The sequence below is a fragment of the Laceyella tengchongensis genome, from assembly GCF_900182735.1.
Taxonomy (GTDB): domain Bacteria; phylum Bacillota; class Bacilli; order Thermoactinomycetales; family Thermoactinomycetaceae; genus Laceyella; species Laceyella tengchongensis.
The window spans coordinates 372,552-391,845 of record NZ_FXTU01000001.1 but is presented as its reverse complement, the minus strand read 5'-3'; the positions used below and the strand labels follow the sequence as shown (position 1 = coordinate 391,845).

Below are 19,294 nucleotides of genomic sequence, written 5' to 3'. Positions count from 1 at the left end.
TTTGAACATCCAACAATCCATCCCACCTGCCGCTTGCTTAACAGACGCACAACCGCATCGGCTGAACCTCTGTACTAGGTTCAGTTCCCACTTCATTTGCCTTTCAAACAGCTAGTCCCGTGTGATAGGTGCAAGGAGCGGTACCCTGCGCCAAACAACCCTTGCACCGGCATCCATGCCAAACGCAAGGGTTGTTTTGGTCAGACGTTCAAACGGTAACCGGCTCCCCACACGGTTTCAATCAACTGCGGGCGGGAAGGGTTGGCTTCAATTTTTTCACGCAATCGGCGGACGTGCACCGTCACGGTGGACAGATCAGCGGTCGCATCCACGCCCCACAGCCGGTCGAACAAATTCTCTTTGCTAAACACATGGTTGGGATGGTTGGCAAAGAAGCACAATAGCTCAAATTCTTTGCTCGTCAGAAACACTTCCCGCCCCCTGACATGGACGCGGTGTGACGATTGGTTGATGACCACATCGCGCAGGTGAATTTCCTGCTGCTGTTCTTCCCGTTTGGCCAAAAGGCGTTCATAACGCGCCAGATGCGCTTTCACCCTGGCGACGAACTCACCGGGGCTAAACGGCTTAGTAATATAATCGTCGGCACCGAGGCTAAAGCCTTTAATCTTGTCGATATCCTCATTGCGAGCGGTCACCAACAAGATGCAAACGTCTTTTTCCGCCCGAATCCGACGGCACACTTCGAACCCGTCGATGTTGGGCAACATCAGATCCAGCACAATCAAGTCATAATCGGCGCCCAGTGCGGCCTGCAACCCCTTGTGACCCGAATGCTCCACCTCCACCAGAAAGCCATTCACCTCTAAATAATCTTTTTGCAATTGCGCAATGCTGGTGTCATCTTCAATGATTAACACTCGTTTCACCATGTTCACCTGCCATCGGTAGGGTGAAGAAAATGCTTGTTCCCTTGGATTTTTCACTCACAGCCCAAATCCGGCCGCCATGTCCCTCCACGATCTGTTTGGCGATAGCCAATCCCAATCCGCTTCCCCCGGTCTGAGAGCTACGGGAAGGCTCAGCGCGATAAAAGCGCTCAAACACCCGAGACAGACTAGGCAGCTCGATGCCCGCGCCATTGTCCTTCATTTCGATGGTTGCCATGTCGTCACCACAAGTGATGTTGACGGCCAACCACTTCTCTTCTTTGTCCCCATACTTCACGCTGTTGTCCAGCACATTGCCCAACACCCGGGCTAGCTTTTCCGGATCGGCCCACACGTAGATTGGTTCCGACGGCCAGTCATGGCGCACGACAAACCCCGCTTTGGCCAAATCAACCGCCCGTTCTTCTAGCACATCCCGTAAATACGCTTGCAGATGAATCGATTGAAACGAAAACGGGGCTTGCTTCAAATCCAATTTGGAAAACAACGCCAATTCATCAATCATGCGATCCATATAGCGCGCCTTGGAGGCGATCGTCGCCAAATATTGTTCCACTTTGTCGGGCGTGTTGGCCACTCCGTCTCGAATGCCTTCTACATAACCGATGATGGAAGTGATGGGGGTTTTCAGATCGTGGGAAATGGAAGAAACCATTTCCTTACGGCTTTGTTCAGTCTGCACTTGTTGTTCGACTGAATCTTTGAGTTTGGATCTCATCTCTTCAAAAGCGCTGGCCACCCTGCCAATCTCGTCCCGGGCCATGGGCGCGATACGAAAGTCCAATTCTCCTTCTTTGATCCGGTTGGCAACCCGCTCCAAGTGATTGAGCGGACGGATGACACTGCGGGAGACCAGGTAATACACATACCCATTGCTACCGACAAATAAAATCAGCAACATCACCAAAAAGAAAGGCAGGCATTTGCGAACCAACTCGGTGAAGGGATTAACCTTTTTCAGTAGATACAAACTGCCGTCGCCTTGATCGGGACAATCATAATCAAATTTGACAAATGAATAATATTGCCCGTTCACTTCCAAGGTGTCGCGCACCTTGAGATTGGCCGGTTCGTATGGCGGCAAGACCTGGGCGACCTGTTTGTCTTTCAGTGTGGGCGACTGGTACAAAACAGTTTGCCCTTTGCGTACAACCAAGGCCATCTTCACCGTAGCCAGCCGTTTTTTCTCCAAATTGTGCCATACCTGCTTTTTTTCGAGCAGATCTGGCTGTTTCTTGGCCATGTATTTTAAGTCGAGATACAGATTTTCCTCTTGAGCGCTGAGCGGTTTTTGCGCGATGTAGTGGGTGTAAAAATGGCTCACACCGGTGATGTCCCCGGCCAGCGCCACCATGCTCACCAAGACACCGGACACGAGTAGCACCAGGGAAAGGATGAATATGGATGTGAAAGTGAGCAAAAACCGGAGGCGCAGTGAGGTGTTCTTCAACTTCCCCTTCCCCCTTTTGCGACGGACAAGCGTCTTTATCCGCGACTTTGTTATTTCCCTGCCATCATACCCGCGCACGTATAAAAAACAACAGAAAAAATTGTACAAATGCCCATATCATTGTGGCGAATTGATGAACAAATGAGGTTGCCAGATGGTACGGCCCAGTCACGTAACCATCGGCTTCATTGACTATCCCAAAGCGAATCTCTAAAATAGCCAGTGAGAGTATTCGTGTTAGCCGGAAGCTGAGCCTAGCGCACACATCAGCCAATATGACGCATGACCAAGCGAAACCCTACCACAGCCATGCTGCCAGGGAGTCGCTTTCGTCTACAAATTTATCATTATATCGCACGCACAGATTGGTGGGAAGTGAAATGAAAGTGAAAACAGACAAATACACCCCCTGGATTGTCGGCATTACCATCCTGCTCAATTCCGTCATTGCCCTGCTTTTTTTTATGCCTAAGTATGAAGGGCTCTCCCATTTGGATTTGACGTTTTTGCCCGCGCTCAACGCCGTCTTTAACAGCTTCACCACGTTGTTTCTGTTGGGGGCGCTGATCTTCATCAAACGGAAAAACATCACCATGCATCGTCGCTTCATCTTCGCGGCCTTCACCAGCACTTTCTTGTTTTTGATCACCTATGTGTTTTATCATCTCAACGCCGAATCGACCCCCTTTGGTGGCGAAGGCGTAATCAAGGTGATCTACTACATCGTGCTGATCAGCCATATCGTGCTGGCCGCGCCGACGGTATTCTTGGCGCTATACACGGCGGTGTTCGGATATAAGATGGATGTAGAAAGACACCGCAAAATCGCCCGCTACACTATGCCGATTTGGTTATATGTGAGCATCACCGGCGTGCTCGTCTATCTGTTGATCTCTCCATATTATTGATGCAAATAAGCCCGCCTTCCCATCTCGTCGGAAGGCGGGCTTTACTTATTCCATCCCCGTCGGTACAAGCCACTGTTCCATGTCATCCCAAACGCGCTCCGGCGACGGCCCCACAGCCAAAGCGATGTGCCCATCGGGGCGGATCAACAGCGCACCCCCTTGCTCTAGTCCGGCCATGGCGTGGATCACGCCTCCGCCATCATGTACGGTGCATGAGCTTGAGCCATCCCAGCCAATCACCTGCACACGAACCTTGTCCCCATAGCAGTCCACTATGTTTCTCTCCAATTCCACCCACTGCTTCTCCAGCACGTCCCCCGATTGATTCCCCGCAAACAAGAGAAGGGTGTAACCGGTATCATGCAAGAGATCCCAGAGGCGCACCTGCACGCCATTCGCGTTCAGCCACCCGGCAGGCAAGCGATCTCCAGCCCTCAGGCTGCCATCGCTTCGGTCTGGCCGTCGGTCGCGCACGATCGGGCTGTTTCGGTAAGAGTGGGAAAGTTGCGCCAGCCCGTTTGCCATCTTCTCTTGCCGCTTTTGACTGGCAGCTGCAAGCGGTACCAACCGGTCGCGTATCCCCCTGGCCACGGGGTTTTGAACAAGCATCGCGCGCGTCGCTAGCGCCGTCAACTGCACAATCCGTTTGCCGATCGGCTCCCGCTCCGCCTCATAACTGTCCAATAATGACACTGGTGCCTCTTTCTTCACCACCATCGCCAGTTTCCAAGCCAAATTGAAGGCGTCTTGGATGCCCGTATTCATTCCTTGCCCACCGATGGGCGAGTGGATGTGGGCCGCATCCCCGGCCAAAAACACCCGTCCTTGGCGATAATGTTTGGTTTTCCGTTGATTGATGCTAAACCGCGACAGCCATGTGGGTTCAAACACTCGCGCCCGCCCGAGGCCACATCGCGCTAAAGCATGTTCCACTTCCGATAAGGTCACCTCTTCCTCCGCTGACGGCAGGTCGAACACCAAGCGGTACCGACTCTCCTCTCTCATCGGGAAAATGCCGACAAATCCCCCTTGCACCCAAAAAGCGTTTAATTCATCCCGGGGCAGATCAACGTCCAGACCGACATCGGCCAAGGCGAACCTCCTCGCAAAAGCACTCCCATCAAACGACATACCTAACTGGTGGCGCACCGTACTATGCGCACCATCACAACCGATCACCCAATTGGCGATCACTCGCTCCTCCTTACCGTTTCCCGATCGCAACGTGGCCTCCACGTGCTCTCCTTTCGCGGCCAACGCCACCAACTCGACTCCGCGCTCTACCTTGACTCCCCACCGGGCCAACCGCTCCAACAGTGCGATTTCTGTCACCGACTGCGGCACAATCAACAGAAACGGGTATTCACTGTGAAAAAGCGGCGCCAACTCCAGATGAACAAGACGTTTTTCCCGACTATATAGATTTACCCCTCTTACTTTGTTCCCTTGGTCCACAAGCGATTGGCTTATGCCAAACTTCTCAAGTATCTCCAACGTCCTGGGCACCACACCCAGCGCTTTGGAATGAATGGAAGGCGCCAGGGCGCGATCAATGATCCGGCAATGCACCCCTTGCCGAGCCAGTTCATTGGCTAACGTCAAACCAGTAGGGCCAGCACCGACAACCAGTACCTCAGTGACATGTGCGGATACCGCTTCTGCCATTCCCCTCATCCTCTCTTTGGGTGAAAATGGATCAGACGGCAGCGTTTTTTCCCTTCAGACACATTCTACCGCCATCGCTTTCATCGCCAAATCGACAACCGCTTCGATCTGCTGCGGTGACGGGGCCTGCGGCTGGGTAGCAGGCGAGAACAGCCCATCAAGCAACACATACGTAAGTATAGGACCAACAAACATCCGCGCCGCACTCTCTGCATCAGGGAAGTGAGCCAAGCCCCGCTCCTGCGCTTGCCGCATCAAGCTAGAAATCCGTTTCAACATCTGCTCAGGTACCGTGGTTCGAAACAGTTGGCCCAAACGCGGAAACCGTGGGGATTCGGAAATGATCACCCGCACCAGCGCCAAATACTCAACCTGCATCAGACTGGTCACCACTGCTTCGGCGATCTGTTTCAATGCTTCCCGAAGTTGCGTACGATCAGCCAATGGCACTGGCGGCGCAAAGAATCGCTCCTGTGCCAGATTTTGAATGAGTTGCTCTAGCACATCGACGAGCAATGCCTCTTTGCCGTCATAATAACCGTAAAGCGTCTGCTTAGAGACACCCGCTTCTCTGCTGACGGCATCCATGCTTGTAGCGGCGAAGCCTAACTCCAAAAACAGTTTTTTGGCCGCTTCACAAATCTGATTTTTCTTTGCTTGGGCGCGCGGACTGAGTGGACGTTCCATGAGGCACCCCTCCAATCAAACTAGACTGTACAGTTTTATTATACGATAATTCTCAACATTACGCACCTCTGTAGCATCATCCGCGACCGCATCATTGACAACGACCGATTTACGTAATAAAATATTTTTACGTAATACAATTGTTTTGAGATGGTGATCATTTGAAACAACAAATTCGCGAAACCTATGTAGTTGAATCTCCTGAGCAAGCCTCCGCCCTGATGAACCCGCTGCGAGCCGAAATCCTGTCTCACCTGAAGGAACCAGCATCCGCGACAGAGGTGGCAAAGCTTCTCCGCGAAACCCCGCAACGCATCAACTACCACTTGAAAGCACTAGAAAAAGTCGGTTTGGTTCAACGCATGGGCACCCGGCAGGTGCGCAATTTGGTGGAAGTGCTTTATCAAAGCGTGGCCCGCACCTTTTTGCTTTCCGAAGCATTGTCCTATGGAAAAAACACCCTAAAAAAAATGAAAGACCAAGGTTCCCTGCTTCATTTGATCCACACATCGGAGCGCATCAAAAAAGATGCTTTGGCCTTGATGGAACAAGTTGACCAAGATGAAACCGTCCCCAGCGCCTCGATGCACATGCAAGTCTATTTGCAAGACGAAGCGGAACGCCAACAGTTTGTGCAAGATTATGTGGAGCTGGTCAAGCAATTGATCAGCAAATACCAGACCAAAGCGTCGGGTTCCCACCCTTACCAAGTGTTGCTAGCGGTGTACCCCGACCTTGACCCCGGGAGTGATGAAAGTGAATAAAGCACAGGAGCAAAAATCTCCGCTCCAAGCGGAAGAAAAGAGCGACGCAACCATCGTTTGGGAACATCGCGCAACCGGCTCCAACGAGCAACAAGTCGTCCCCTTTCCCATCCAAAGAGAAGTGCTCCACGAAGAGCAAACCATTCGGCAAGCAGATGCTGTCGCTACTATCCGCATCGTCTCTTCTGGGTTTGGGGGCGTGCGTGCTTCCGCCTCCCCCCGCGCGATGCTGTCCGCAGCTTGAAGCGCCACTGTGCCGACAAGCTCCGCATGGGAATCATTCCATGCCATCCCCATGTTTAGAAAGGCGGAAAAATCATGCACATTCCATATGTGGTTGAACAGACGAATGTAGGAGAGCGGTCTTATGACATTTATTCGCGGATGTTAAAAGACCGGATTGTATTCATCGGGTCAGTCATTGATGATTCATTGGCCAATGCCGTCATTGCCCAATTGCTGTTTCTAGCCGCCGAAGACCCCGACAAAGACATCCACATGTATATCAACTCCCCCGGCGGTTCCGTCTCGGCCGGCCTCGCTATCTTTGACACGATGCAATACATCAAACCGGATGTATCCACCATCGCCATCGGATTCGCCGCCTCGATGGGCACAACCATTTTGGTCGGCGGGGCGCCGGGGAAACGGATGGCTTTGCCTCACACCGAAATCATGATCCATCAGCCTTGGGTGCAACAGATTCAAGGGCCAGCATCAGACATTGAGATTCGGGCCAAACACATCTTGCACAGTCGGGCTGTGCTCAACGGAATTTACGCCGAGCGTTGCGGCAAGTCACTTGAAGAAATCGAACGGGACACCGATCGCGACAACTACATGACCGCAGATGAAGCCTTGCAGTATGGAATCATTGACAAAGTGATTCAACCAGGGAGCATGAAGTCGATTTGATCCTGCGCAACCAAAAAACCCCGCGGCCACCTATGCCGCAGGGTTTTTCTCATCGTTGCCCCAAAAAGCAACATCATCTCGCTCCGCCCTCAATTTGCGGACAGGATGGGAGCGGCATCGCTAACCACATTTGGCGCCCGCCCAGCTCTCTCTCCCATCAGCAATGTGCCAGAAGAAGCTTCACAGAGATACACCTTCTCCGTATAACAGCGCAAATGCGAACGCCAATGGGCCAAGGATTGCTCCCAAGCGCGCTGCGCAGACGGATCATCGGCCATGAGCGTAAGCGGAATGCATAAGTTCAGCAGGCGCCCTTCGACCAAGAAGCGGGTAACCCCGGCCGGATACACTTCTCCATGCATCACCGTTTTCATCACTTCTTCCAGATCACAGACGACATGCCGTATACAAACCATCTTTTCATCTGGATGCATCCCCGTCCCGTAAGGCAAACGGATCACTTTAAATCGACGGCTGTAATTTTCTACCAAACTCCGCCACAGGGACAAGCGCTTCCCCGCCGAATCCTCACCCTCAGGTAACAGCAGGGCATAAGGCTTGCGCTGGCGAATCAGCGTGACCACCACTTCCTCGGTGGCCGCCTCCGCTTCCGGCACGCATCGCACCTTGGCCTTCTTCATCCAGTGATCGAGCCATTCCCCGTCAGGTACCACATGATCCCATGCAGAAAGGGAGAGATGTTCTTGCTCGATGATTTGCACCGGTGCATAAACACATCCGAGCCGGCGCAAGGAAGCCAAGCGGTGCGCCCCGTCCAAGACCAGGTACCCCCCGTCCATCGGAGTGGCCAGAATAGGATGGCGCAGCATCCCTTCTTGGCGGATGCTGTCGCATGTCTTTTGTAACCGACCCGGTTCATGTGCTTCATGAAGGTGCAAATCCTGGATAGGAATGCGCTCTAACGCAGCTATGATGTCCATGCTTCCCCCACCTTTCCCGTCACGCTCCACTCGTTCACTGACGGACGAACCCAGACATGAGCGGGATGGGGATGGCTGAGGAAATCGTGGTGGGAAATCGACCAACTATAAGCGCCCGTATATTGAAACGCGATCCAATCCCCAATCCGGATGCGGCTCACTGGCACTTTTCTGGCCATCACATCTTTAGGCGTGCACAATTGGCCTACAACCGTCACATCCACCGCTTCCCACTCCTTTCTGGCAAATGGGTATGCCCACTGCTCCACAGGCACGATCTCAAAGGGATGGTTATGCTGCCATGACGAAGGCAAACGGAAGTGATGCGTCCCCCCGCGGACGACAGCGTAACGTTCGCCATGGTTTTCTTTCAGATCCAGCACTTCCGTCACATAATAACCACAGGAAGCCGTCAAAAATCGCCCGCACTCAAACATCAACTTCCAATTTTCCGGCACTTCGCGCTCCACGAACTCTGCCAATAGCGACACGAACAAAGACCAATCGAATTGCTCTTCCAGCGTTTGGTAGTTGACCCCGATACCGCCACCCACATTCAGCCTCGTGATCTCCAGTCCGTATTCGTCTGCCCACTGTTTGGCCTTTTGCACATAGATGCGCAACAGGGAGATATGATTCGATTCATGCAAATGATTGGAGATGGAATGGAAGTGGAACCCTTCCAGCCGCACATGCTTACACCGGGCCAACAGCTTCATGATCTCCGGCACTTCACGCTCATTGATCCCAAATTGGGTAGGGCGGCCAGCCATATGCAATGTGGCCGCGTCTGGAAACGGGCCCGCCAAGTTGATCCGTAATAAGATGGACACCATCGCATTCAACTGTCCCGCCAGATGTTCCAAACGCATCAGCTCATGCATGCTCTCCACATGGATCAACTTCACGCCAGCTCGTATCGCCTCCACCAACTCTGTGTCCGTCTTGCCCGGCCCGCCGAAGATGATCGGAATCTGGCCGTCCACTTGTCGTGCCTTTTTCACTTCACCTGCGGATGCTACTTCAAACCCCCGTACCAATGGCGCCAACTCCTCCAAAATAGGGCGTTCAGAATTGGCTTTCATCGCATAATACATCTCACACCGTTCAGGGAGTTGCGACACCACCCCGCTTACATGCGCCCGCAAATGATCCAAGTCATACAAATACGCGCACACCGGTTGCCCACTGGTCTCTTTTAGCTGCGTGAGAATCGCTTCCATCTGATTATTCATTGCTTTTCCACCTGCACTTGATCAACATATTCACTGAGCTGCGATTTCAAGGCCCGGTAAAAGATCCCCCGGTCGTCGCCCACTACGAACACGCGAACCCCTTTGTCCCACCATACCTGCCGGTCGGCCTTGTTCCTTGGTATGGTGCCATATGGAACCCCGTGGTGAACAGCCCGTTCATGCAATGTCCGCAATGCTTCTTTAACCTCTGGATGCTGGGTTTGCCACGGCACTCCCAAAGAACCCGACAAATCGGCGGCTCCTTCCAGCACGAAGTCGATGCCTTCCACCGATAAGATCTCATCCAAGTGCTCCAAAGCTTCCTTGTCTTCAATCATTGGGACGAACATCACTTCCCGGTTGGCTCGCTCCATCACCTCACGCAAATCGTCCGCGCCAAAGCGCGCATTTCTGCCTCCGTTTAAACTGCGCTTGCCTTTGGGCGTGTAGTAACAGGCTTCCATCGCCTCCATCAAGTCCGCCCGGTTTCTGACATGGGGAACGACCACGCCTTGGGCGCCAGCGTCAAGCACTTGCAGGATGGCACCTGGCGAACGCTCAGGAACGCGCACCAACGGCGTAATCTCAAACACCTCCGCAGCGCGGATCATATGTTGAATCGTCTCCGGATTAGTCAAGGTATGCTCCATGTCAATGATCACAAAATCATATCCTGCCGCCGCGATCATCTCCACAGTCAGCGGGGAAGGATTGGAACAAAACAAGCCGTACACGGGCTCGCCACGAGCGATTTTCTGTTTGGTGCGGTTAATGAATCGCATGGTTTTCCTCCTGTCGGCGAATGTCCGCCAGTGGATTGGGCACAGCGTGGACACGCAATTCTGTGTCAGGATAAAGCCGTCTTTTGGTCAACTGCTCCACTTCAATCGTCTCTGTGTAAAGATCAAACAAGCGGTATCGCTCTGCTTGGTCGGGAAACGCCTGCATATACGCTTGAATGGTCTGGTGAACCAAGCTCCAGAACGCTTCCTCCGCCAACCCGTAATATTTGTCTAGGAACAGGGCCAGCTCACCTAAGTTGATGAAGAAAAAGGCATCCAGCATAAAATCTCGTACCTGCAACACATCATCGGTTTCGATGAAAGAATTGCGGTTGACGCGAGCATGGTATTCAGGCGTTCCTTGCAATGCGGGACAACGCTCGGGCTCGGTCAAATGCTGGCGCGAAAAGCGAAGGCCATCATGGAAATCCTTTAAGGCCAACCGCTCCGGCATACCATCTTTTAAGACCAGCACCATGTTTTGCGCGTGGGATTCCATCGCAATTCCATGGGCATACAACAGGTGGATCAGCGGCAACACACTGGTGTGGAGTAGTTTTGTCACCCACGCTTCCAGTCCGGACAGCTGAATATAGGTATCGATAAACGGTTTGCCGTCCACATCCAACGCCGTCAACGCGTTGAACGGAATGGCCCGTTCACCCGGGAGGAGTTTGGACTCCAAGCTCTCTCGCCAAATGCAACCGATCACGCCGTAGGTGTCAGCCTGCAACAATTCCGGCGCAGGTGGATGATAAGAGAGCCCCGCTACTTCCTTTAGCAAGATCAAGCGGTGTTCATCACGCAAATAAGGATCTTGGGTGACAATCCCTTCCAGCCACAAGGAGATCGGCGCAGCGTTTTGCACCGTGTGTGGGGCCAAAATTCGCCCGGTGGAGGTGTTTACGATGCTGAGCGCCAACTTGACATATGGTTTCTCCGGATGCGTCCGATTGGCCAGGGTGCGGATGGACTGTTGCGCCCCGTATTCTTCCGCCGATTCGCCCAAATACAGAATGGACCCGGCCGTGAGATAATCTTGAAGATGGTGCACGATGTGCTTCTCCCATTGCCACGGATGCACAGGCACCATGATGTAATCCTCGGGTCGCCGTACTTTGGCCCGGATCTGTGCCTGCATCTCCGCAAAACGCTCTTCTCCCACCTGTTCCATCATAAATTGGTCTGGATCTGCCTCTCCAAATGACAGAAGCGCCTCCTCCCGCTTCACGGCCAGCCACACCAGGCGGATGCCTTCTGCGAACTCCGGCCCGTACCGCATGTTCTCTTCAAAGTCAAACCCGATGCGCGACTTGTAGGACGGGTGATACGGGTGGCCATCCATGATCCGGTGTTCCAAGAGATTGTAATCCGACCCTGCCAAAACCAGCCCATCCCGGTGCCGGACGAATTGGGCCACACTGTCCTTCAGCCACGTCTGTTCTAATTCACGGATGAATTGCACCAGTTTGCTTTCGTCTACTTCTTTCAAGATCGGGCGCAAATCAAGCAAAAACTGGCGCAAGGAAACCGCTTCCCCTTCCTCTTCACCTAGACGGCGACGCACAGAGCCAGATGTCATACGGATGCGCCCAAATGTTTTTGTCCGCACACCCCGGAACCGATAGCTCACCTCTTGCCCGTCTTTCTGCTTTGTCTCAATCACATATAACCGTTCTTCTCCTTGGAGCCGTTCGCTACGGCAGGGAATCACCTTTTCATAGACCAGCGACTCCACCAGCTGCCGGAAGATGCGGCGGCGTACCTCAGTGGCTAGCGGCGATTGCAACGCTTCGTCCAACCAGGCATAGGATACATTTTTCATTTCGCCTTCACCTCGCTGTGCATGGGGTTGATCAAATCCAGATAAACGGCCGAGTCGGACCGGTTTTGGAACCGGCTGAGCAGATTCGCTTTGGCCCGAATAACAGGCGCTCCCAACAATCTCTCCAGCACTTGGCGCATTTGCGAAGAAGCAACCGCTTTCTCCCGTTCCAGGCGATCGCGCACCACCGCCCATGCTTCTCGTTCACACCAGCGTCCATAGTACGCGATGACATGCAAAAGATGGCCCAAGTGATTGGTGATCAGATAATATTGCAGTCGCTCCCATGCCTGCTCCCCGGAGTAGAGAACGGGGCTGTCTGGGGTGATCGCGCCATCGTAATACCCTTTGGCCTCAGCCAAGTCCCGGTTGATGCTGATCCCTTCCATATCCCGCACATAAAAATGCTCCGGCCATCCCTGTTCCAAATGAAGCAATGAATTCTGCACGTGGGCTTCCAGGCTAACCCCTTCATTGGCAAACAGATCTAGCGCCGGAAGGAACACCACTTCCACATACTTGCACAGCCAGGTTGCCAGGTGCTCCGACGGGATCGGCCCTTCCGGCACCCCAACCGCCTGCCGAATCGCCTGCAAGAGCGGGGGTTCACTTTGGTTGGGCCAACATTCCAGCAGGGAAGCCACCACCAACGGCGTGCGCCCTTTGGCCAAATCAGGATTTTCCCGCAATAGCACATTGAAGCTGGCTGGCGAATACTCTCCACCCAAGTCTGCCGGAGGGTTGAACCGAAGCGCACCCGCCTCAGCCAACACGGACATGGACGCATGCGGCCACGCCTGACGCAACACGGCCATCACGCGACTAGCATCAAGGGACCGCTTCACTTGTTCTGCCGTGTTTTCCCTCACAAAATGGGTGATGCGCACATGAAGCGGCAATTTGAACGAATAGGGATAGCGGGCGTTCCACACCGTTCGAACTGACGAGGTAGGATACACCTCCGGCCCTAGCTGGCCTAAATCGATAATAAAACCTTGCTCCAATCCCGTGCGCCAAGCTAAAAACCGCCGCACATATGCCGCCTGCCATGGATGCATCGGCAACAGACGGTAGCCCTCCGGAATGGCACGAGCGGTGCGCTCAGCCACGTCCGGCGGCAAGATGGACGCCTTGGCCGGAGCTGTTCCCTCCGTCCACTCTTCATCGATCCAGTCCGGGTGGAGCGCGAAAAAGTGCAACGGAAAGGACGCTTGCAATTCAGGGGCGAATCGCCGCAAATCTTCCGTACTGAACCCCTCTGAACTTTTGGGCGTGGGGTGGAACGGATGTCCGCTCAACAGGCGCTGTTCCATCCATTTCAGCCTTTCTTCCGGGTGCAAATCCCACCCATCCCGCACCCCATGCGCCAACGCGTGTTCAAGATAGAGAGCCGTTTTTTCGATGCTGTTTTGAATCTGAGCCAACAGTTCGGCGACAGGCTCCGCCTCATCCTCCCCGGCCAGCTCCTCCACCATCCAAGTGATCAATTGGGTGGCGGATGGCACGGGGGTCACGCGCTGATCTGCGTCCGCAATCCAAAACTGCTTCCCATACCGGTGGTGGCCAAACACCGATGAATATGTAACGATTCCCAACAGTTTCGCCCGCCGTTTCGGCAGAGGCAAACTCAGCCACGTCGCTCCCGGCTCCTGTGAGTTCATCCAACGAACAAGTGCGTCATCGCTCTCAGCGAAAAGGGCCGCATCGCCCCGTTCTCGGATGAAGGCGTTCAAAATGCGTTCCACTGTTTGATGTTCTGCGATCTGATACAGATTTGGTTCCATCTCCGTCTACCTTTCTATTGATGATGCGATCAGCTCACCTGATCATTGCGCGATACAAAGGGCAGATGGAAAGTCCGATCCGAGTTAGTTGGTCTGCCGCCTGCAACCACGCACGCGCCCAACACGAACAGGCTTCCCATACAAAAAAGCACCGTCGGCAAAGACAGAAATCCAGTTAGCCCGGCTCCGGCCAAAGAGCCCATGACTTGCCCTCCGACCAAGCAGCTGTTCGTCAATCCGATGTTCATCCCTTGGTCTTGGCGTCGGGATGAACGGCTCACTTGAAAATATACGGAAGGAAGCAGTGCCGCAAAGCAGAGCCCCTGCACCATCCTGAGTGGGATCAACCACGCCGCAGAAGTGGGTAGCAGTTGGAGCCAAATGCTGATCCCGCAACCCAACGCAGCGACAAAGAAGTTGAGCCGCACTGGTTTGTGATCGTTTTGTTTCCCCCACCACGGTGAGGCTACCATCGTCGCCAACCACATAACCGCCTGCAACACGCCCACCCATGTCGCGGCTCGCTCTCCTCCATCGGTCATGCTTTGCACATAAGGCGCAAAGATCACCGTCAAACCGTAGATGCCGGATTGCACGCAAATCCCGGCCACAATAAAGGCTCGCGTTTCTTTCTTCTGCACAAGCGACCGCAATGCGGCGAAGAGAGGGAGACGGGGCTCCGCTTGACTGGCGGTAGACGCGCCCTTGCTCTCGTGCAAGAGCCAAGCCGCTACCAGAGCGCTGACACCGGTCAAAGCAGCCATCGCTACAAACAGGGTCCGATAACCGAACGTATCGGCTAAAATCCCTCCCAACAGCGGGCCCAGAAAGGAGCCGGCCGCGGTCGCCCCCTGCAAGCTTCCCAACGTCTTCCCGTTATTTCCTTGCGGCGCCTCTGCACTGGCAAAAGCTGCCGAAGCGTCCACTACGCCGCCAAACGCTCCTTGCAACAGCCGACATAAAAAGAGTTGCAAAGGCGTCTGCGCAAACCCCATGAGCAGAAGACTGAAAGCCAGTCCCATCAAAGCCCGGACCACCATCATTTTGCGGCCGATCCGATCGCCGATCCGCCCCCAAAGCGGGGAGAAGATAAACATGGTAAGCGCCGGCGCCGCCAAGCACAGCCCCATCCAACCATGCTGGGCGCCGGTTTGCCCTCCTAGTTCCCCCAGATAAAAGGGGAGCAGGGGCACCATCACCGTCAAGCCAGCGGTGGAGACGAACTGTCCGGTCCACAGCGTGACAAAGTTGCGCTTCCAGGCAAGTCCGTTCATTCCATCAACCCTCCCACCGCAATGGGTTGGCAATGCTCCCTTGGCCTGACGGCATGCTTCCGCCGCCGGAGCCCTCCCGGCGCAACAGGGGAGCGATAATCTCCTTGACCGGCCAATGTTCGGCTTCCAACAACACCTCAGCCATCTCCGCCATCACCCCGGCCGGCGCTTCCTGTTTGATGGCCCGCTCCAATTCCTGCCGGATCACAAGCCACCCTTCATCCTCGGACAGCCATCCGCACGCGGCAAATGCCTGCAAGATCGACGCCAGATTTACTTGGATGCCCAACGTCTGCAAATAGGATACAAAGTCGGCCGCTGTACCTAGGATCAGCGTGTTTCGCGTATTGGGCTTCACCGTGTATGGAACGGGCGGCAGACCGGCGCGCTCCATCCATTCGGGATAGACGCGTACCGTGTCATGATCCCGCAACAACAGTTGCTTAAGCTGTCCCCGTTCAAACAGGAGAACGACATTTTGCCCGTGCATCTCCGGCAGGACGCCCACCTTGGCAAACCACACTGCGCGCCCGATGAACGCTTGACAGATGTCACGGAACAAGGCTCGCCCGTCCGTCTCTTGCCGTTGATGCAATAAATGCTCGATCAGTGGAGCCTCTCCCCGCTTCGTGAACACCGCGAGTGCAGACATCGGACAAACCACATCCGCTTCCAACATCGTTTGCGGATACCGCCGCACCAAACAGCCGAGATGACCCGGCTTGTCAGCGAACGGATCTTCACCGGGGGCGGTGTATGCCACCCAGCTTTCCTCATCGCAGACAGCCACGGAAGGGGCTGCTTGCGCATCGCCCGCGCAAAGCCGCTCCACCATTTTCTGCCCTTTCACCCCGTTTTCCAAATAGCGTGGCGGCATGATCCGAATGGCACCCAACGCATACACACCTAACGGTACTTTGACGTGCACAGTCGGATTGTGTAGCGGGATCAAGCTACGCACCGAAGAACTCGGCGTAAACTGCCCTAGCCCAGACGCCACTGGAATAATGACCTGCTCCGCCAGCTCCTGTTCAAACACGCTAGGAAGCACATGCTTCATCTGCCAAGGGTGGACGGGCATCAAACAATAGTCCGCGGGGGACAGCCCTTTCGCTTGGAGGGAACGAAGCAAACGCTCTTGTTCGTCCGCAGTCAACAGCTCGGTGTAAAGCGGGGCTTTCCCTCCATCCCCCCGGCGCACCCGGTCGTTGCGAACAGCGACCCAGTCCAACCCGAACACCTGCCCAAACTCCGACCCATACAGGGAATAATCATCTTTGTCCCACCCGTTTTTCACTCGGGAAGTAGGGTGGAAAGGGCGATCCCGCAAAGAAGCGTAACGTTCAGACTCCCGCAAGCTCACGATTCCCCTAGTAGTCTCCAGTGCCGTTGAAGCTTGTGAAGAAAGGATAGTCTGCTCAACTGCCAATTTCAATTCGTCACAAAATCCAGCCAGATTGGGGAAGGGGCCATCCTCCGCTTCCTCGGCCAAAAGCCGCACGTATTCATCCATTTCTAGCAAGCGAACGCCGGTTTCCCCTTCTTCCGGCCCCGCCAACAGAATGGGGGGACGGCTGAAACGGTAAGATTGAAAACGGCTGTCTGAAATTACGCGAAAATGCAAGGTTCGGCCATCTCGAAGCGGAAACGCAAGCAAGCCCTCCGCTTCAGCTAAAGTCATACCAGCCTGATCCAGCACTTCCTGTGGATCGCGAAGTAGCACGCTTCGACTCCTCATCCCCATGAAATCCTCATAGATCAGGGCATTCACCAAGTCGGTTAACACTTGTTTCTCGGCGTCGGCTTTTCGTGCAGCATGGGGGGTATCTGAAAGCTTCATTGCCTCTACGTCCTTTCCCGTCCAATCATGTTGTCATTTCGTTTGCTATCCTAAAAACGTCCCCGGTCGCGTTCAAATCCACTCGTCAACCGGGGAAACGGCGAGAAATCTCTCTTTGATGAGCGTCTAGTAAAGGCTCAATTTGGTACCGATCTGCTTTTTGACTGCCTCATGATAAATGTGTTCCGCGCAGGCGATATCCTCAATGGCCATCCCCATCGGATTGAGCAGGATGATCTCATCGTCGCGCTCCCGTCCGGGTTTTCTCCCCACCACGATTTCACCCAATTCTGCATGCAACTGTTCACGAGAGAAGCGCCCTTCCAACACGAGCTGATTGATCACTTTTTTCTCTCGGTTGCTTTGCTCCCAATCGTCCACAACCACTTTGTCCGCTTGCAAATAAACTTCTTTATGCACATCCATGATGGAGACGTTGCTGATAAACGCCCCTTTTTGAATCCAAGCAAACGGAATGTAAGGCTTGTCCGCCACGGTGCAAGTGATCACCACTTCCCCTTGCTTGACCGCCGCTTCCACCGTGTCGCAACATTCGACTTCCACTTGCGGTGCTTTCTGCCGAATCGCCTCGGACAACTTAACCGCGGCCTCTGGGAATACATCATAAAGATGGATGGTTTTGATTTGGGGGAACTGTTCGATCATCGAGAACAATTGCATTTTTGCGATGACGCCGCATCCAATGCTCGTCACATGGGTAAAGCCTGGCTTGGCCAAATGTTTAGAAGCAACAACTGTCACGGCCGCCGTTCTCATCCCGCTAATCAGGCTTCCCTCCATCACGGCGATGGGGTAGTTGGTTTCGGGATCATTGAGGATCACCAACGCACTGGCCCGTTCCAAGCCGCGTTTTTTGGGGTTGTCGTGCTTGCTTCCAACCCACTTCAACCCGGAGATACCCGGATTTCCGATGTGCGCCGGCATGGCGATGATACGGTCAGCGATATGCCCGTCAGCACCCTGTGAGCGAAGATATGGCTTTAGCGGTTGCACGAAGTTCTTTTCCGCATGCAGGGTGAGAGCCCGTTCAATCGCCTCTACATACAGATTGGAATGGTCTCCGCCCAGCTCTACAATGTCTCTCTTGGACAGATACAGCAATTCAGGATGTTGCGCATGTGTCATGTTGAAACACCTCTTATGTTTTATTGGTTAAGTGGTTGGCAAACGATCAACCCAGTCCTCGTCGTACACCATGTCCAGATACCGGTCTCCCCGGTCGGGCAAAATCGTGCAGATGCGGTACGGTTTGGGCACAGTGGGAATCAGCTTCTTAATCGCGGCGATCACCGAGCCAGAAGATCCCCCTGCAAAAATGCCTTCATGGTACAACAAGTCCCGGCACCCCTCGACCGACTCCCGGTCATTGACATGGATCACGTCGTCAATTTCTTCCCTGACCAGTATCTCAGGAACGCGGCTGGAGCCGATGCCCGGTAGCTCGCGGCGCTTGGGCGGCGTACCGAAGATGACTGAACCAACTGCGTCCACAGCGATCACTTTGACATGGGGATACGTTTCTCTCAGCCGTCTAGCGCACCCCAAGATGCTACCGCTCGTGCTCACCGCCGCAATCAGGCAGTCCGGCGCTTGGGGCAGCTGTTCCGCCATCTCGCTTCCCGTTCCATAATAATGGGCCTGCCAATTCCGTTCATTGGCATACTGATTCATCCATACCGCATTCGGAATACTATGTAACAACTCTTGCACGCGACGGATTCGCGTCTTGAGATAACCGCCCTGATCATCAGCCTCTGTCACCATCTCGATCTTGGCGCCCAACTGACTTAAGATTTTGAGATTGCTTGGCGCCGTTTTGGGATCGACGACACAAGTGAATGGCAAACCGTATACGCGAGCCACCATCGCAATCGCCACGCCCAGATTGCCTGAACTGCTTTCGATGATGTGCGAATCGGCGGTGATGGTGCCGTCGCGCAACCCTTGTTCAATCATGAAGCGGGCGGGACGGTCTTTCATACTTCCTCCCGGATTCATGTATTCCAGTTTGGCAAATACCTCCACACCGGTTCCCGCAAACAGCCGCCGCAAACTAACCAACGGCGTATTCCCCACGCACTCGATGATTGACGAAGGGAGAGCCTTGTTCTCATCCTGTTTATGGATGGAGACGGGCATGTGTCTCACCCTTTCTGAGATGATAATGATTTTCAATAACAATACTAAATGATAATCATTATCAGGTCAATCCATTTTGTAAGAATTAATCGCATTATTTTATATTCCTGGCAACAACCCAGTTGGCGCCGCTTTCCTCCGCTTCCATACATA

At 54.0% G+C, this 19,294-nt stretch carries 17 protein-coding genes; 4 read left to right on the top strand and 13 right to left on the bottom strand.

Features of this window, described 5'->3' with window-relative positions; all coding sequences use genetic code 11:
* Positions 1-200: 200 nt before the first annotated feature.
* Positions 201-893, bottom strand: coding sequence for a response regulator transcription factor (locus QQZ12_RS01895; protein ID WP_102991766.1), 693 nt, complete (start codon positions 891-893; stop codon positions 201-203).
* On the bottom strand, positions 868-2,361 hold the full coding sequence (locus QQZ12_RS01890) for a sensor histidine kinase (RefSeq protein WP_284723877.1): 1,494 nt from the start codon (positions 2,359-2,361) through the stop codon (positions 868-870). The genes QQZ12_RS01895 and QQZ12_RS01890 overlap by 26 nt, the downstream gene beginning before the upstream one ends.
* Before the next feature lie 380 nt (positions 2,362-2,741).
* On the opposite strand from QQZ12_RS01890, the gene QQZ12_RS01885 reads away from it, so the two are divergent.
* Positions 2,742-3,269 carry a DUF420 domain-containing protein gene (locus tag QQZ12_RS01885; RefSeq protein WP_102991764.1) on the top strand — a complete coding sequence of 176 codons (528 nt, stop codon included), beginning with the start codon at positions 2,742-2,744 and terminating at the stop codon, positions 3,267-3,269.
* 45 nt (positions 3,270-3,314) lie between these two features.
* On the opposite strand, the gene QQZ12_RS01880 is transcribed toward QQZ12_RS01885, so the two are convergent.
* Both QQZ12_RS01880 and QQZ12_RS01875 read right to left on the bottom strand, forming a co-directional pair.
* Positions 3,315-4,934, bottom strand: coding sequence for an FAD-dependent monooxygenase (locus tag QQZ12_RS01880; protein ID WP_284723876.1), 1,620 nt, complete (start codon positions 4,932-4,934; stop codon positions 3,315-3,317).
* 54 nt (positions 4,935-4,988) lie between these two features.
* Entirely contained in the window at positions 4,989-5,621 is a 633-nt protein-coding gene (locus QQZ12_RS01875) for a TetR/AcrR family transcriptional regulator (RefSeq protein ID WP_102991762.1), read from the bottom strand.
* A gap of 161 nt (positions 5,622-5,782) precedes the next feature.
* Here QQZ12_RS01875 and QQZ12_RS01870 point away from each other — a divergent pair, with 161 nt between their 5' ends.
* From QQZ12_RS01870 to QQZ12_RS01860, 3 genes are all read left to right on the top strand, one after another.
* The gene (locus tag QQZ12_RS01870; protein ID WP_102991761.1) at positions 5,783-6,385 is read left to right on the top strand and encodes an ArsR/SmtB family transcription factor; all 603 of its coding nucleotides are present in this window, start codon (positions 5,783-5,785) and stop codon (positions 6,383-6,385) included.
* Entirely contained in the window at positions 6,378-6,629 is a 252-nt protein-coding gene (locus QQZ12_RS01865) for a hypothetical protein (RefSeq protein ID WP_284723875.1), read from the top strand. The genes QQZ12_RS01870 and QQZ12_RS01865 overlap by 8 nt, the downstream gene beginning before the upstream one ends.
* A gap of 74 nt (positions 6,630-6,703) precedes the next feature.
* Positions 6,704-7,300: an ATP-dependent Clp protease proteolytic subunit gene (locus QQZ12_RS01860; protein WP_102991759.1), complete on the top strand. Its 597-nt coding sequence runs from the start codon at positions 6,704-6,706 to the stop codon at positions 7,298-7,300.
* 89 nt (positions 7,301-7,389) lie between these two features.
* Here QQZ12_RS01860 and QQZ12_RS01855 read toward each other — a convergent pair whose 3' ends face one another.
* The 9 genes from QQZ12_RS01855 to sbnA form a co-directional block, all read right to left on the bottom strand.
* On the bottom strand, positions 7,390-8,241 hold the full coding sequence (locus tag QQZ12_RS01855) for a ParB N-terminal domain-containing protein (RefSeq protein ID WP_284723874.1): 852 nt from the start codon (positions 8,239-8,241) through the stop codon (positions 7,390-7,392).
* The gene (locus tag QQZ12_RS01850) at positions 8,229-9,464 is read right to left on the bottom strand and encodes a type III PLP-dependent enzyme (protein ID WP_102993772.1); all 1,236 of its coding nucleotides are present in this window, start codon (positions 9,462-9,464) and stop codon (positions 8,229-8,231) included. Before QQZ12_RS01850 ends, QQZ12_RS01855 begins: the two co-directional genes overlap by 13 nt.
* Before the next feature lie 8 nt (positions 9,465-9,472).
* Complete coding sequence (locus QQZ12_RS01845) at positions 9,473-10,258, bottom strand: HpcH/HpaI aldolase family protein (protein WP_102991757.1); 786 nt, start codon at positions 10,256-10,258, stop codon at positions 9,473-9,475.
* Complete coding sequence (locus tag QQZ12_RS01840) at positions 10,245-12,083, bottom strand: IucA/IucC family protein (RefSeq protein WP_284723872.1); 1,839 nt, start codon at positions 12,081-12,083, stop codon at positions 10,245-10,247. Before QQZ12_RS01840 ends, QQZ12_RS01845 begins: the two co-directional genes overlap by 14 nt.
* A complete protein-coding gene (locus QQZ12_RS01835; RefSeq protein ID WP_284723871.1) occupies positions 12,080-13,867 on the bottom strand; it encodes an IucA/IucC family protein in 1,788 nt (595 codons plus the stop codon). Before QQZ12_RS01835 ends, QQZ12_RS01840 begins: the two co-directional genes overlap by 4 nt.
* 29 nt (positions 13,868-13,896) lie before the next feature.
* Positions 13,897-15,141: an MFS transporter gene (locus tag QQZ12_RS01830; RefSeq protein WP_284723870.1), complete on the bottom strand. Its 1,245-nt coding sequence runs from the start codon at positions 15,139-15,141 to the stop codon at positions 13,897-13,899.
* A gap of 4 nt (positions 15,142-15,145) precedes the next feature.
* Entirely contained in the window at positions 15,146-16,981 is a 1,836-nt protein-coding gene (locus QQZ12_RS01825; RefSeq protein ID WP_102991753.1) for an IucA/IucC family protein, read from the bottom strand.
* 126 nt (positions 16,982-17,107) lie between these two features.
* Positions 17,108-18,127: a 2,3-diaminopropionate biosynthesis protein SbnB gene (gene sbnB / locus QQZ12_RS01820; protein WP_102991752.1), complete on the bottom strand. Its 1,020-nt coding sequence runs from the start codon at positions 18,125-18,127 to the stop codon at positions 17,108-17,110.
* Positions 18,128-18,154: 27 nt separating this feature from the next.
* Positions 18,155-19,141 (bottom strand): 2,3-diaminopropionate biosynthesis protein SbnA, encoded by a 987-nt coding sequence (gene sbnA / locus QQZ12_RS01815; RefSeq protein ID WP_102991751.1) that lies wholly within the window; start codon positions 19,139-19,141, stop codon positions 18,155-18,157.
* Positions 19,142-19,294: the final 153 nt, after the last annotated feature.

What these genes read in the sequence shown, in the direction of transcription:
- QQZ12_RS01895 (WP_102991766.1), bottom strand. Translation starts at nt 893, where the DNA reads ATGGTGAAACGAGTGTTAATCATTGAAGATGACACCAGCATTGCGCAA.
- QQZ12_RS01885 (WP_102991764.1), top strand. Translation starts at nt 2,742, where the DNA reads ATGAAAGTGAAAACAGACAAATACACCCCCTGGATTGTCGGCATTACC.
- QQZ12_RS01880 (WP_284723876.1), bottom strand. Translation starts at nt 4,934, where the DNA reads ATGGCAGAAGCGGTATCCGCACATGTCACTGAGGTACTGGTTGTCGGT.
- QQZ12_RS01875 (WP_102991762.1), bottom strand. Translation starts at nt 5,621, where the DNA reads ATGGAACGTCCACTCAGTCCGCGCGCCCAAGCAAAGAAAAATCAGATT.
- QQZ12_RS01860 (WP_102991759.1), top strand. Translation starts at nt 6,704, where the DNA reads ATGCACATTCCATATGTGGTTGAACAGACGAATGTAGGAGAGCGGTCT.
- QQZ12_RS01855 (WP_284723874.1), bottom strand. Translation starts at nt 8,241, where the DNA reads ATGGACATCATAGCTGCGTTAGAGCGCATTCCTATCCAGGATTTGCAC.
- QQZ12_RS01850 (WP_102993772.1), bottom strand. Translation starts at nt 9,464, where the DNA reads ATGGAAGCGATTCTCACGCAGCTAAAAGAGACCAGTGGGCAACCGGTG.
- QQZ12_RS01845 (WP_102991757.1), bottom strand. Translation starts at nt 10,258, where the DNA reads ATGCGATTCATTAACCGCACCAAACAGAAAATCGCTCGTGGCGAGCCC.
- QQZ12_RS01840 (WP_284723872.1), bottom strand. Translation starts at nt 12,083, where the DNA reads ATGAAAAATGTATCCTATGCCTGGTTGGACGAAGCGTTGCAATCGCCG.
- QQZ12_RS01835 (WP_284723871.1), bottom strand. Translation starts at nt 13,867, where the DNA reads ATGGAACCAAATCTGTATCAGATCGCAGAACATCAAACAGTGGAACGC.
- QQZ12_RS01830 (WP_284723870.1), bottom strand. Translation starts at nt 15,141, where the DNA reads ATGAACGGACTTGCCTGGAAGCGCAACTTTGTCACGCTGTGGACCGGA.
- QQZ12_RS01825 (WP_102991753.1), bottom strand. Translation starts at nt 16,981, where the DNA reads ATGAAGCTTTCAGATACCCCCCATGCTGCACGAAAAGCCGACGCCGAG.
- sbnB (WP_102991752.1), bottom strand. Translation starts at nt 18,127, where the DNA reads ATGACACATGCGCAACATCCTGAATTGCTGTATCTGTCCAAGAGAGAC.
- sbnA (WP_102991751.1), bottom strand. Translation starts at nt 19,141, where the DNA reads ATGCCCGTCTCCATCCATAAACAGGATGAGAACAAGGCTCTCCCTTCG.